At 62.6% G+C, this 12,727-nt stretch carries 11 protein-coding genes, 1 tRNA gene and 1 pseudogene; 5 read left to right on the top strand and 8 right to left on the bottom strand.

What is annotated here, in order from left to right; all coding sequences use genetic code 11:
• Nucleotides 1-245 precede the first annotated feature (245 nt).
• The 4 genes from ACVWZM_RS10460 to ACVWZM_RS10445 all read right to left on the bottom strand — a co-directional run bounded on the left by ACVWZM_RS10460 (nucleotide 246) and on the right by ACVWZM_RS10445 (nucleotide 4,615).
• Entirely contained in the window at nucleotides 246-1,196 is a 951-nt protein-coding gene (locus tag ACVWZM_RS10460; RefSeq protein ID WP_456853074.1) for a hypothetical protein, read from the bottom strand.
• Between the two features lie 430 nt (nucleotides 1,197-1,626).
• The gene (locus ACVWZM_RS10455; protein WP_057018049.1) at nucleotides 1,627-2,034 is read right to left on the bottom strand and encodes a hypothetical protein; all 408 of its coding nucleotides are present in this window, start codon (nucleotides 2,032-2,034) and stop codon (nucleotides 1,627-1,629) included.
• 449 nt (nucleotides 2,035-2,483) lie between these two features.
• On the bottom strand, nucleotides 2,484-3,380 hold the full coding sequence (rpoH, locus tag ACVWZM_RS10450) for an RNA polymerase sigma factor RpoH (protein WP_024581019.1): 897 nt from the start codon (nucleotides 3,378-3,380) through the stop codon (nucleotides 2,484-2,486).
• A 215-nt stretch (nucleotides 3,381-3,595) separates the two neighbouring features.
• The gene (locus tag ACVWZM_RS10445; RefSeq protein ID WP_244435987.1) at nucleotides 3,596-4,615 is read right to left on the bottom strand and encodes an RluA family pseudouridine synthase; all 1,020 of its coding nucleotides are present in this window, start codon (nucleotides 4,613-4,615) and stop codon (nucleotides 3,596-3,598) included.
• 21 nt (nucleotides 4,616-4,636) lie between these two features.
• Here ACVWZM_RS10445 and ACVWZM_RS10440 point away from each other — a divergent pair, with 21 nt between their 5' ends.
• From ACVWZM_RS10440 to ACVWZM_RS10430, 3 genes are all read left to right on the top strand, one after another.
• Complete coding sequence (locus tag ACVWZM_RS10440; RefSeq protein WP_028333161.1) at nucleotides 4,637-4,972, top strand: hypothetical protein; 336 nt, start codon at nucleotides 4,637-4,639, stop codon at nucleotides 4,970-4,972.
• Between the two features lie 126 nt (nucleotides 4,973-5,098).
• Nucleotides 5,099-5,746, top strand: coding sequence for a QcrA and Rieske domain-containing protein (locus ACVWZM_RS10435; RefSeq protein ID WP_456853072.1), 648 nt, complete (start codon nucleotides 5,099-5,101; stop codon nucleotides 5,744-5,746).
• Between the two features lie 67 nt (nucleotides 5,747-5,813).
• Complete coding sequence (locus ACVWZM_RS10430; RefSeq protein ID WP_038387773.1) at nucleotides 5,814-7,544, top strand: methanol/ethanol family PQQ-dependent dehydrogenase; 1,731 nt, start codon at nucleotides 5,814-5,816, stop codon at nucleotides 7,542-7,544.
• Between the two features lie 179 nt (nucleotides 7,545-7,723).
• Here ACVWZM_RS10430 and ACVWZM_RS10425 read toward each other — a convergent pair whose 3' ends face one another.
• From ACVWZM_RS10425 to ACVWZM_RS10415, 3 genes are read right to left on the bottom strand one after another with little or no spacing between them, the layout of a single operon-like run.
• Nucleotides 7,724-7,984: a hypothetical protein gene (locus ACVWZM_RS10425; protein ID WP_456853070.1), complete on the bottom strand. Its 261-nt coding sequence runs from the start codon at nucleotides 7,982-7,984 to the stop codon at nucleotides 7,724-7,726.
• Between the two features lie 54 nt (nucleotides 7,985-8,038).
• Nucleotides 8,039-10,354, bottom strand: coding sequence for a xanthine dehydrogenase family protein molybdopterin-binding subunit (locus tag ACVWZM_RS10420; protein ID WP_168855213.1), 2,316 nt, complete (start codon nucleotides 10,352-10,354; stop codon nucleotides 8,039-8,041).
• 1 nt (nucleotide 10,355) lies between these two features.
• Nucleotides 10,356-10,808, bottom strand: coding sequence for a (2Fe-2S)-binding protein (locus tag ACVWZM_RS10415; protein ID WP_028333166.1), 453 nt, complete (start codon nucleotides 10,806-10,808; stop codon nucleotides 10,356-10,358).
• Between the two features lie 585 nt (nucleotides 10,809-11,393).
• Between ACVWZM_RS10415 and ACVWZM_RS10410 the strand changes: the two genes are divergently transcribed.
• Nucleotides 11,394-11,468, top strand: a tRNA-Glu gene (locus ACVWZM_RS10410).
• A 189-nt stretch (nucleotides 11,469-11,657) separates the two neighbouring features.
• On the opposite strand, the pseudogene ACVWZM_RS10405 reads toward ACVWZM_RS10410, so the two are convergent.
• Nucleotides 11,658-12,110, bottom strand: a pseudogene (locus ACVWZM_RS10405) (tyrosine-type recombinase/integrase); the annotation flags it as partial.
• Between the two features lie 9 nt (nucleotides 12,111-12,119).
• Here ACVWZM_RS10405 and ACVWZM_RS10400 point away from each other — a divergent pair.
• Entirely contained in the window at nucleotides 12,120-12,386 is a 267-nt protein-coding gene (locus tag ACVWZM_RS10400) for a hypothetical protein (RefSeq protein WP_253624834.1), read from the top strand.
• Nucleotides 12,387-12,727 lie beyond the last annotated feature (341 nt).

Genomic DNA, 12,727 nt, shown 5'->3' with positions numbered 1-12,727 from the left:
CGTTCTCCGCCGTGCAGAGCAAACACCGGCGGCGAGCAAAAAGGAACCCCTCCCGTCGCGGGGCCGCCGGACACCATCGCTGACGGCCTGCGTGACCATCGAGAACGCCGGGTCTTCGAGGTGAACCGGAAGTCCCTCGGTAGCGGAAAGGCTTTGGCGAGTCTCGTCCGAGCCTTCAGCTCGGTTCAATCCAATGGGAAGGATTCGAGACGTACATGGTTCCTCGCGTCAAGAAAGCGGACAATTCAAGTCCCACACCTAAAAACGGCAAGTCGAGCACAATGACGCCCGAGCCCTTGGCTGCCTCGAATCCTCCGTACAGCGTGTGGAGTGCATTTCTCACGTTTTGAAGTAAGCCCAATAGCCGTAAAGGTGTTACGCGTATTCAGCGCGGGTGCCACGTACCTGCCGTTTTTCAAGCCATCGATGAAGTACTTGCTGTTATGGATCGATTGTAGTGCCGATTTCGAGATCAGCTTTTCGGTAAATGCGACATTGACGCCCCAGTCATTCAGGGGTTCACGGTGCAACTCATATGGAACGCTGAAACCAAAGCCGATAACAGCAACCGCCCCTCCGCTGCCTCCAAGACCCAGTCCCCACCGGCTGCTAATAATCTGGAGATCAAAGGTCTCCAAATCTCCCAGGTTCACGACGTACGCGGTCGTGCTCTCGATGCCGCCGATCAACAACTGTCCGCCAGACTTGACGCCGAAGCCAAGCCAACGTTTGAAGAACTTGCGTTCCTCCGGATAAAATTGAGGTTTCGGTTGAGGCGGCGGTGGTGGCGGCGGCGGCGGTGGATTTGGCTTATTCCAAACCGAGATGATCACACCACGCCAGGCTTCGTTTTCCACCCCATCCATTTCACCTGCATACTTGGCCGCGCGTTCCCCTTTCGCCACCTCGAGCGCAACTTTGAAATTGTTGGGCACTTGCTTGCGAAGCAAATCAATTACGGCCCGCAGCCTATTCTGCGACAATTCCATGTTGAAATCGTCGCTGCCGGTACGACTCGCAAGTCCTATGATTGTAAGGCTTCCTCCGCTCCTCAACTTTGGAGCGACGACACTGATCAGCCAATTGGAATGTTCCGGCTTTATGGCGAACTTGCCGACTTCAAAGTTGAACAACTTCGCCGCAATCGTATCCGGTGCCTGAGATCCGTACTCCTGGATTTTTCCAGGTGATGCCATGTTGACTATCTCCCAACGGAGAGACCGACTGCGGAACGGGTAGGACCCGGATTGAATATCCGCGTATCAATGGGTCGCTTTGGAGTTTATGCCGGTTCATCGTCGCCCTCGGATTCCCGGCGGCTACTTGAAGGTGCCGTCGAAGTCGGTGAAGGCGAAGCCATAGGACACTCCGTGGTTTTCGGCGGAATGAGCGTGGGCGGCTCGGGTTTCATCGCGATGTCGCGGCGAAGCGCGGCAGTGGGCGAGTAGGGCCGCGTACTCCATCAAAATCCAGAACGCCTGCTTTCGGGGACGAAGCGGAAACCCGATCCAAGTTCACGGATATCGCCTTCTGACCCGAAGCGGTCCTGCGCGCGGATGGCGTCGTCGCGTGCGCCATCCGCTCCTGCAATCTATCTCTTGCTATCTCTTGCGAAGAAAAAGAGCCTCAGGCCTTCAGGTCCGTGATCCGCATGATCGCGACCACATTCCCATCATTGTACGCCTGCTCTTTTGTTTCCTTGTTACAGGTCCAGACAAAATTCTTCTTGCCCGTAAAGGTCTTTCCGTCCTGCTCAAGCCGAAGCTCCCCTTCGGTGATATGGCAGATCATGGCATTCATCATCGGGGGGCCCATGGTCTTCGATCCCGGCTGCATAATGACATCGCGCATTGAGACCGTCTTAAATCCTGGGATCAGGGATGGTGTCTCGCCTTCATATTCACGCACCACGACACCTGGCCAAGGTGCCGCATCCTTGTAGCCCGTGGCTTGAGCCTTGGCGGGCTTGATCATGGCAGTCGAAACCGCTGCCAACGCGATTCCCAGTGCGGACCTTCGATCGACCTTCCTCATCGCTTTTCTCCCGACGTTACCGAACGAGCGGCCGCAAATGCAGCGCGCAAAGTTCGTGGTGAACGGTGGTGTGAAACCGAAAAAAGAACGGCCTCTAGGAGAGCGTGTGCCTGCCGATAGCACCAGTGCTGCTCGTTTGCCCGGACGGTGATTTCGGCACGTCCCGCTTCAAGGGCCGTGACATTCTACGGCACCTGACGCATCCGGGGAACAGGTGGCGTTGCACGAAGACACTGCAGCCTGTCGGGAAGGTCCGAAACTGGCCCCTTAGCCGGCATGACCGAATGCGCCTCGCGAGTCCGCACCCGAGGCTGATGCGGACATTCGTCGGCAGGCGGATTGATGGCTACACGCCCCGGATCGAGGTGCGTGCCGAGCACCACTTTGCAAACAACAAAAAAGCCGGCGTTGCCGCCGGCTTTCGTGTCTGTTGGCTCGCTGCTGCGCGATCAGTGCGCGGCTTCGAGCGCGGCTTCCTGCCGGGCAATCGTGCCCTTCACGGCCGACTGCACCTTCTCGAACGCGCGGACCTCGATCTGCCGCACGCGCTCGCGCGACACGCCGAACTCGGCGGCGAGGTCTTCCAGCGTCATCGGCTCGTCCGCCAGACGCCGCGCCTCGAAGATGCGGCGTTCGCGCGGGTTGAGCACGCCGATCGCACCGTTCAGGGCCTGGCGGCGATGATCGAACTCCTCGCTCTCGGCCATCAAGGCTTCGGCGTTGGGCGAGTTGTCGACCAGCCAGTCCTGCCATTCGCCGGCTTCGCCGTCGTCGCGGATCGGGGCGTTGAGCGACGCGTCACCGCCGAGGCGGCGGTTCATGTCGATCACGTCCTGATCGGTCACGCCGAGGCGCTTGGCAATCAGCTTGACCTGGTCGGGGTGGAGATCACCCTCTTCCAGGGCCGAGATCTTGCTCTTCGCCTTGCGCAGGTTGAAGAAGAGCTTCTTCTGGTTCGCGGTGGTGCCCATCTTCACGAGCGACCAGGAACGCAGAATGTACTCTTGTATTGACGCCTTGATCCACCACATGGCGTAAGTGGCGAGACGGAAGCCCTTCTCGGGCTCGAATCGCTTCACCGCCTGCATCAGGCCGACATTGCCTTCCGAGACGACCTCGGAAATCGGCAAGCCGTAGCCGCGATAGCCCATGGCGATCTTGGCCACGAGCCTGAGATGGCTGGTGACGAGCTTATGCGCCGCGTCGCGATCGTCATGCTCGCGCCAACGCTTGGCGAGCATGTACTCCTGCTGGGGTTCCAGCATCGGGAACTTGCGGATCTCGGCGAGGTATCGAGAGAGGCCGGATTCTCCATTGAGGACCGGCAACGTAGCTGTACGGGCCATTTGAGCGCCCTCCAGTGGTTCAGGCCCCCGATAGCGGCGGGCCCGGCAGGTGGCCGCTGGGTTAAAGCCGGCCATGCTGCGATGTTCCGCGCTGGATATTCAGCGCAGGTGCAACATACACCAAACTGTCCGTGATAGGGAAGGATTGCTGACGTCACGTCCCCGTGTGGCAGGTATAACCTGTTGTCATAACGCGGCTTTTCCGGGAGGGTGCGTCATACCGCCGCTTCCAGCGCCCGTTGCAGAAGAAGCAAATCCTCCGGCAAAGGCGCCTCCCAGTGCAAAAGTTCTCCGGTCCGGGGGTGCTCCAATGCCAGCAGATAGGCGTGCAGGGCCTGCCGGCCCAGCGCAGTGAGTGTGTCCTTACCTTCCGCGCCGAGCTGCCCGGCCTTGGTCTTGAAGTGGGCGCCGTAAACGCTGTCGCCGAGCAGGGGATGGCCGAGATGGGCGAGGTGCACCCTGATCTGATGGGTCCGCCCGGTCTCGAGCCGGCACGCCAGCAGCGAGGCGACCGGCTTGCCGTCGCGGCCGGCGAAGCTCGAGAGCACCTCGAAATGCGTGATCGCCTCGCGGCCGCCCTGGCGCACCGCCATCTTCTCGCGGGCGTGCGGGTGGCGGTCGATCGGCGCGTCGATGGTGCCGTGGGGCCGGTTCGGCACGCCCCAGACGAACGCCATGTAGCCGCGCTCCATCGGCCCGGTGCGGCCATGGTCGGCGAACTGCGCGGTCAGCGACTGGTGGGCGTGGTCGTTTTTGGCGACCACCATCAGCCCCGTGGTGTCCTTGTCGAGGCGGTGCACGATGCCCGGCCGCTTGACCCCGCCGATGCCGGACAGGCTCGAGCCGCAATGCGCGATCAGCGCGTTGACCAGCGTTCCGCTGGCGTGGCCGGCGGCGGGATGCACGACGAGGCCCCTCGGCTTGTCGATGACGATGATGTCGTCGTCCTCGAACACGATATCGAGCGCGATGTCCTCGCCCTGCGGCTCGGCGGGCGCGGCCTCCGGCACGTCGATTATGATCGTATCGCCTTTGGCGACATGATAAGCGGGGTCGCGGACGACGGCGTCCTTGACGGTCACGGAACCGGCGAGGATCAGCGCCTTCAGCCGGGACCGGGACAGCTCGGGACTGCGCTGCGCGAGCACGCGGTCGAGCCGGGCCGAGCCCTCGTCGCCGGCGACGACGACCTCCAGCTTCCGACCGCCATTCGAAGAGACTTGTTGCGAAGACACTTGCAAAGATAGAGCCTTGTGATGACCGATACCGCTGTGACCGAACCGACCCCCGACCAGGCCGCGCTGATCGCGCGGGTGCGGCGCATGATGCTGATCGCGGGCCTGACCTCGGCACTGGCCGTGGCCGTCGTATTGATTGCCATCGGCTACCGCCTTTATCGCAGCGAGGGAAGCCCCGTTTCCGTTTCCGACGTCACTGCTGCGCTGCCGAAAGGCGCGCGCATCGTCGCCACCGGTGTCGCCGGCGAACGATTGGTCCTCACGCTTGACGTGGGCGGTGCAACAGAGATTCGCACATTTGATGCAAAGACGCTGAAACCTGTCGGCAGGCTGAGCTTCGTCAACGAACCCTGATCGCAGCAGTCGCGAAGCCGCGCCGTCGATCAACCGAAAGCTGCAGCGTATTTTTTGCGCATGCGTTCGCGCATCGAGAAGGTGTGTCGCCATCTTTTCGGCCGAGTTGCACGTTCAGCTTGCGCCATGTCGCAAGCCAACTCCAGCGCTTCGATCGAACAGTCCGGTGAATCCGATGCGGCAGGGTCGTGCGCCGACCCGACGCGCCGCGGGGTGTTGACCGCGCTCGCAGGCTGCGCCTGCCTCGCCGCGATCGAGCCCGCCGCCGCCGATGATGAAGAACAGCCCGGTGCCAGCGAGCGGCCGCAAAAAGCCGATCGGCTCGTGCGCGCCGAAGGCGACAAGGCCGGCCAGGTCATCAAGTCGGACGATCTGACCCTGGGCGGCCCGCCCATTCGCGCCTGGCCGCAGGATCCGAAGACCTCCGTCATCCGCAAGGGCTCGCGGCTGAACGAGGTCGTGCTGGTCAAGCTCGATCCCGCCGAACTCGACGATGCCACGCGCGCCCGCGCCCCTGACGGCATCGTCGGCTACTCGGTCATCTGCACGCATGCCGGATGTCCGATCACTGCCTGGTTGAAGGAAGAGCAGGGCGACAAGAACGTCCTGAAATGCCTCTGTCACAACTCCGAATACGATCCGCGGCAGAATGCGCAGGTCGTGTTCGGGCCGGCGCCACGTCGCCTCGCGGCATTGCCGCTGACGGTTGCCGACGGCGCGATCACGGTCGCAGCGCCATTCGTCGGAAAGGTGGGTGCTCAGCAGGGAGGATGAGGCCACATCGGGATTTCTGCATGACCTAAACTGAAAAAATCAAAACAGAGCAGGGAGGTAGCATCTCATGACAAGCAAGCAGTGGTTACTGTCGAGTTGTGTCGCATTCACGTGCCTCATTTCGACCTATGCCGTCGCGGGGCCGATCGAAAACTACAGTTCGGTGACCTCGGCGCGTCTCGAAAATCCCGAACCCGGCAACTGGATGCTGTATCGCCGGACCTACGACGGACAGGGGTATAGTCCGCTCAACCAGATCAACACCTCCAACGTCAAGGACCTCAAGCCGGTCTGGACCTTCTCGACCGGGGTCATCGAGGGCCATGAGGCGCCGCCGATCGTCAACAACGGCGTGATGTTTGCCGCGACCCCGATGGGGCAGGTGATCGCGCTCAACGCCAAGACCGGCGAGGAGTACTGGCGCTACAAGCGGCAGCTTCCCGACGATCTGTTCCAGCTGCACCCGACCAGCCGTGGCGTCGGCCTGTGGCAGGACAAGGTCTACTTCGCCACCACCGACGACCATGTCGTCGCGCTCGATGCCAAGACCGGCAAGGTGGTCTGGGACACCAAGGTCCAGGACTACAAGAAGGGTCAGTATCTGACGCTGATGCCGCTGGTGGTCGACGGCAAGGTGATCGTCGGCGGCTCCGGCGGCGAGTTCGGCGTGCGCGGCTATGTCGTCGCCTACGATGCCGAGAGCGGCAAGGAGCTCTGGCGCACCTTCACCATCCCCGGCGAAGGCGAGCCCGGGCACGAGACCTGGAGTGGCGACGACTGGAAGTCGGGCGGTGGATCGGCCTGGATGACCGGCACCTACGACAAGGACAACAAGACGATCCTCTGGGGCGTCGGCAACGCTGCGCCGTGGCCGGGCTCGGCTCACGCCGGCGACAACCTCTACACCAGCTCGGTGATCGGTCTCGATCCCGAGACCGGCAAGATCAAGAAGCACTTCCAGTATCACCAGAACGATTCCTGGGACTGGGACGAGGTCGATGCGCCGATGCTGGTCGACCTGCAGCGTGACGGACGTTCGTTCAAGAGCCTGATCCACCCGGGACGCGACGCCATCTTCTGGGTGCTCGAGAACAAGCCCGACAAGATCAACTACGTGTCCGGCTGGCCGTTCGTGAAGACCAATGTCTGGAAGGGCATCGAGGCCGAGACCGGTCGGCCGATCGTCGATCCCGAGCACAAGCCGGTGATCGGCAAGCGGGTCGAGTTCTGCCCGTCGCTGTGGGGCGGCAAGGATTGGCCGTCGGCGGCGTACAGCCAGAGCACCAAGCTCGTCTACGTTCCCGCCAACGAGAACTTCTGCGGCGGCTTCACGGGCGAGAAGCAGCCGCTGGTACCCGGCCAGCTCTGGCTCGGCACCAAGCCGGAGGACATCGGACTGACGCCGGCACCGAACGCCGATCATTTCGGCGAGTTGCAGGCGTGGGATCCGGCCACCGGCAAGAAGGTCTGGCAGCACGACTTCAAGACCTCGCAGCTGTTCGGCTCGGTGACGGCGACCGCGGGCGATCTGGTTCTCGCCGGCGGCACCAACGACCGGATGTTCCGCATCTTCAACGCCAAGACCGGCGAGCTGTTGTGGGAGCAGAAGACCAACTCCGGCATCATGGCGATGCCGATGTCCTATGAGGTCGACGGAACGCAATACATCGCGGTCCAGTCGGGTTGGGGCGTCGACGCGCAACGCATCCAGGATGCTCTGGCCGGCAAGGTCAAGGGCTTCGAGAACAACGTCCCGCAAGGCGGCGTGATCTGGGTGTTCGCGCTCGACAAGAAGTAAGCCACGTGATCCGAGCTTCGGTCCTGATTGAATCAGGACCGAAGCGCCGGCTTGTTATGACGCGTTTTCTCCAAGCGAAACGGTGTTCGTTTCGTTCGAAAACGCTTCTCACCTATAGGGGGCGATGCGATCGGGAAGCGGCGGATGGGGAGACCGCCGCTTCCCGGTCCGCGCTTGCTTTATTTGCCCTTGGTATCGACCTTCCGCTTCTCGTCGTCGTTCATCTGCTTGATCGTGGGATCGCGGCTGGCCTGGCCGGTGGTCGCTGGCGGGCCGCTGCTCGGAACCGAGTTCTGGTCGGGCAGCACCCGCGCCGGACGGGTCGCCGTTGCGTTCGGCGGCGAGGCGGTCTGGGCAAGCGCCGTCTGTGTCGCAAAAAGCAAGACGCCCGCGGACAGGGTTGCCGCGAGCGTCCCGAATGTTTGAGGTGGGGTTCTCATCGATCTGCTCCAGTGGATCGATGAGAACGACCTATCTCGTCCGACGTTCCAGCTTCAGGTCTCCAGCTGCTTGCCGATCGGAAGGGCGCGGATGCGCTTTCCGGTCGCGGCAAAGATCGCGTTGATCAATGCCGGCGCGAACGGCGGCACGCCGGGCTCGCCGACGCCGCTCGGCGGGGTGTCCGCGCCGGGCGGCACGATGTAGACGTTGGTGATCACAGGCGACTCGTCCATCCGGATCACCGGGAAGTCGTCGAAATTGCCCTGCTGCACCTTGCCGTCCTTGAAGCTGATCTCGCCGTATTTGGCCAGACTCAGCCCCATGATCGCGGCACCCTCGATCTGCGAGTGGATCCGTTCCGGATTGACATAGGTGCCGCAATCGATCGCGGTGTCGACCCGCGGCACCGAGAACTTGCCCTTGTCGTCGACCGCCACCTCGACGATGGTCGCGATGTAGCTGACGAACGAGCGGTGCACCGCGATGCCGAGGCCGTGGCCCTTCGGCACCTTGCGGCCCCACTCGCCCTTCTCGGCGACCAGCTCGACCACCTTGCGCAAGCGCGCGGTGTCGATCGGGTAGCTGTCATAGGGCTCGCCGTAGTTCCAGGGATCCTTCACCGAGGACAGGTTGACGATCCGCGGGCTTCCGATCAGCTCCAGCAGCATCTCCTTCTGGTCGCGGCCCGTCGCATGCGCGATTTCCCCGACCATGGATTGCACCGCGAAGGCGCGCGGGATGTTGGAGACCGAGCGGAACCAGCCGATCCGCGTGAACGCGGCCGCTTCCGGATTCTCGCACTGCAGGTTGGCGATCTCGAACGGGTTGTCGATCAGGCCCATGCCGAGCTCGAACGGCGCCTCGTGATTGGCGCCGGCGGCGAAGGTCGAGGCGATGGTTGGCGCCACGCTGCGGTGCCGCCACGCAATCACCTTGCCGCTCTTGTCGAGACCGGCCTCGATCCGTTCCACCGAGACGGTGTGCAGGAAGTCGTGATGCACGTCGTCCTCACGGGTCCACTGCACCTTGACCGGCGCGCCGAGCTCCTTCGACAGCAATGCCGCCTCGAGCGCGAAGTCGCATTTCGACTTGCGGCCGAAGCCGCCGCCGAGCAGCGTCACGTTGACGGTGACATTGTCCTCGGGAATGCCGAGCGTCTTGGCGACGTCCTCGCGGGTGCCGCCGGGGCTCTGCACCGGCGCCCAGATCGTGGCCTTGTCACCCTTGACGTCGGCCACCGCGACCGGCGGCTCCATGCTGACATGGGCGAGATGCGGCAAATAGTACTCGCCCGTGATCACCTTGTCGGCGCCCTTCAGCGCCGCATCGACGTCGCCTTCCTTGCGCACCACGAGGCCGGGCTTGCGCGCGGCTTCCTCGAGCGAGGCACGATAGGTGATGGAGTCGTATTTGGCGTTGGCGCCGTCGTCCCAGACGATCTTCAGCGCGTCGCGGCCTTTGATCGCAGCACCCGTGTTGCGCGCAATCACGGCCACGCCGCCGAGCGGCTGGAACTTGGACGGCCAGGGCCAGCCCTTGACCTCCATCACCTTCTCGACGCCCGGCACCTTCTTGGCCGCGCTGTCGTCGAACGACTTGAGCTTGCCGCCGGTGACCGGCGGACGCGCGATGACGGCGTATTTCAGGCCGGGCAGCCGGACATCGGCGCCGTAATGCGCCTTGCCGGTGGTGATGTCGTGCAGGTCGACGATCGAGACCTGGCCCTTGCCGAGATAGCGGAAGTCCTTGGGGTCCTTCAGCTTGAGGCCCTCGACGCTCGGCACCGACTCCTTTGCGGCGTCGGCCGCGAGTTCGCCGAAGCCTGCCTTGCGGCCGCTCGCGCTGTGCACCACCTCGTGGTTCTGCGCCTTCACCTCGGTGACCGGCACGCTCCATTTCTTGGCGGCGGCGGCTTCCAGCATCGAGCGCGCCGAGGCGCCGATCTGGCGCATCGGGATCAGATAGTGCCGTGTGCTGCGCGAGCCGTCGGTGTCCTGGTTGCCGAACTTGACCTCGTCGCCATGCGCCTGCTGGACATGGACGCGCGACCAGTCGGCCTCCATTTCCTCGGCGACGATCAAGGGCAGGCTGGTGCGCACGCCGGTGCCCATCTCGGAGCGGTGCGCCAGGATGGTGACGATGCCGTCGGGGGCGATCGCGACGAACACGCGCGGGTCGACCACGACGCCGTGCGGCATCTTGCCGGCGCCGGTTTCATAGGCGAACGCCTGGCGCGTCATCACGGGCGCGGCGAGCACGAAAGAGCCGGCGATGCCGAGCCCCTTGAGGATGCTGCGGCGCGAAACGTTCTCGACCTTCACGTGCTTCTCGAAGCCGCGAAGCTTGCTGGGATTGGTGCGGATATTCATGTCACACCCCCGTCGATGCGAGATGGACGGCATTCTCGATCCGCTGGTAGCAGCCGCAGCGGCAGATATTGCCCGCCATGGCTTCGCGGATCTGGTCGTGGCTGGGCTTCGGGTTCTGGTCCAGCAGCGCCGCGGCCTGCATGATCTGGCCGGCCTGGCAGTAGCCGCACTGCGGCACGTTGACCTGGCGCCAGGCCTTCTGCACCGGATGGTCGCCGGTCGGATGCAGCCCCTCAATGGTGGTGACCTCGCGGCCGACGACGTCGGACACCGAGGTGATGCAGGCGCGAACCGCCTCCTTGTCGACGATCACGGTGCAGGCGCCGCACAGCGCCTGGCCGCAGCCGAACTTGGTGCCCGTGAGGCCTGCTTCGTCACGGAGATACCAGAGCAGCGAAAGATCCGGGTCGCCGTCCCAATTCTGTTCCTGGCCGTTGATTTTTAGTTTGATCATGGTCTGTCCTCGCTCTGCTTAAGCTATTGACCTGTGCGGCGCGAGGTGCGGAACGTCTTCCATGGCCTGCGACCGCGCTGATGTTTGTTGTGCCAAGATATTCGTGAGCCAAATCTGCCGTGCGCCAAGGCCGTCAAGCGCTTGCGCTTTGTTCCAAGCACTCCTCTCGCTTGTCCGGCGCCGTGCGGGGCGCAGCATGGTGAAGGGCTGCGATGTTAGCAGAGACGGACGCCGGGTGACTTCACAGCCAAGTGTTTTGCATTGCCATTTGGCGAAAGCAGGGCCGTGCACGACGACGACATGACATCTCAGGGTGGCCATCATGCAATCGCGAGGGCGGTGCCACTGTCGCGTGCAGGTGCGACGCGCTCGGGCAAAGGCACGCGCGGCATCTCGCCCGGCACCGCCGTCCCCGGTGCGCGATTGCGCACTGGGGGCATCGCGCGGCGATGAACCCGGAATCCAGCGCTATGGCGCCGGATGCTCCCGGGGGCGTTCGTAAAGCATGCGTGACAAAATCCCCGCCGCAATGCACAAGGCATCTTGCGGCGGCCGGATTTCAAGGCTATTGCCTTGCCTCTCAACGCTCCCTTCGTCTAGCGGTTAGGACGCGGCCCTCTCAAGGCTGAAACAGGGGTTCGATTCCCCTAGGGAGCGCCAGCCTGACACCTTTCGGCTTGATTTCCCTTTCATTTTCGGCTTTTTCCCCAAACTCGCGGAAGTGGTTTGGGGAATCCTGTTCGCGTTGTGTCCTTCAAGCTTGATCACCGCGTCTTCAGCGAGGGCCGCCTGATCAGCCTCCTCCGTATAGCGCTCAGCTTCAGCTAGCGTCGTGTGTCCGAGGACAGACATGATCATCTTTGCCGTTGCGCCGGCTTCGGCGAGCAAACGTCCGGCGGCTTTCCGTAGACCATGCGGCTTGCAATCGAGAGGCAGTCCGGCCTTCGAGATAGCGTCGCGCATCCATCCACTGAAACCATCAACGGTGAAGGACTTGCCATAAGCAGTAGTAATGATCACGACGCGTTGCATGTCATATGCGTCGAGCGCCTCGACGGTGTCCCGATGCAACGGGATGAGAAGCTCGCGCCCGGTCTTCTGTTGCCTTATCCTGATCTTGCGTTCTGGCGTGATGTGCGTCTGCGCCATCCTGACTACGTCGGAGCGACGCTGGCCCAGATTGAGGAACAGGTGAAACGCAGTGCGCTGTTTGGTGCCGAGCGGCCAGCATTCTTTGAATTGCTCAATTTCGTCGTCGGTCCACGACCGAATTTTCTTGATCTTCGGCCGTTTGATACCCAATGACGGATCATGCTTCAGCCATCCGATATTGATCGCGTGACGGATCAGTATCCGAAGCTTCTTCAGTGTATCGAGTGCCGCACCTGGGCGATTCGCATAGGGTTGAAGAATGCCGGTGACGATTCGCTCGCGCGAGAGCCCGGCGATTGTGCGATGACCGTGTTCGATCCGGAGCGTCTCAAGACGGCCAATGTAGCCCGTCTTGCTTGTGTCACGGAGGCCAATGTATTCGGCGCTCTTCATGTAGGAAGCAATGAGCGACGCGATAGTGCCTGACGCGGCCGGCACAAACCGATTTCGGACCGGTACAAATTGGCCTAGCAACGCGGCTTGGTACGCCACCATAAATTCTTCGCTCGTGGGATCATTCGGCAAACGAGAGCGCGGTCCTTTGCCACGACGAAACGATAGATAGGTATGGCCCTTGACGTGATTACGCTCGACGTAAGGCGGCAGCTTGCGGGGCATCGACATCATTCCACGTGTCATCAACGCGAGTATTATTGCCATCGGAAGGCAGTTCATCAATGGCGATGTCTAGTTGACGGACATCCCAAGCCCGACGCCGCTCCCCGAGCAATCGTGCTCGGGGCATTTGGCCGTTTTTCACCATCTCA

Source organism: Bradyrhizobium sp. USDA 4501, from assembly GCF_054062115.1.
The sequence above is the reverse complement of the archived record's forward strand: the minus strand, read 5'-3'. Positions and strand labels throughout refer to the sequence as shown.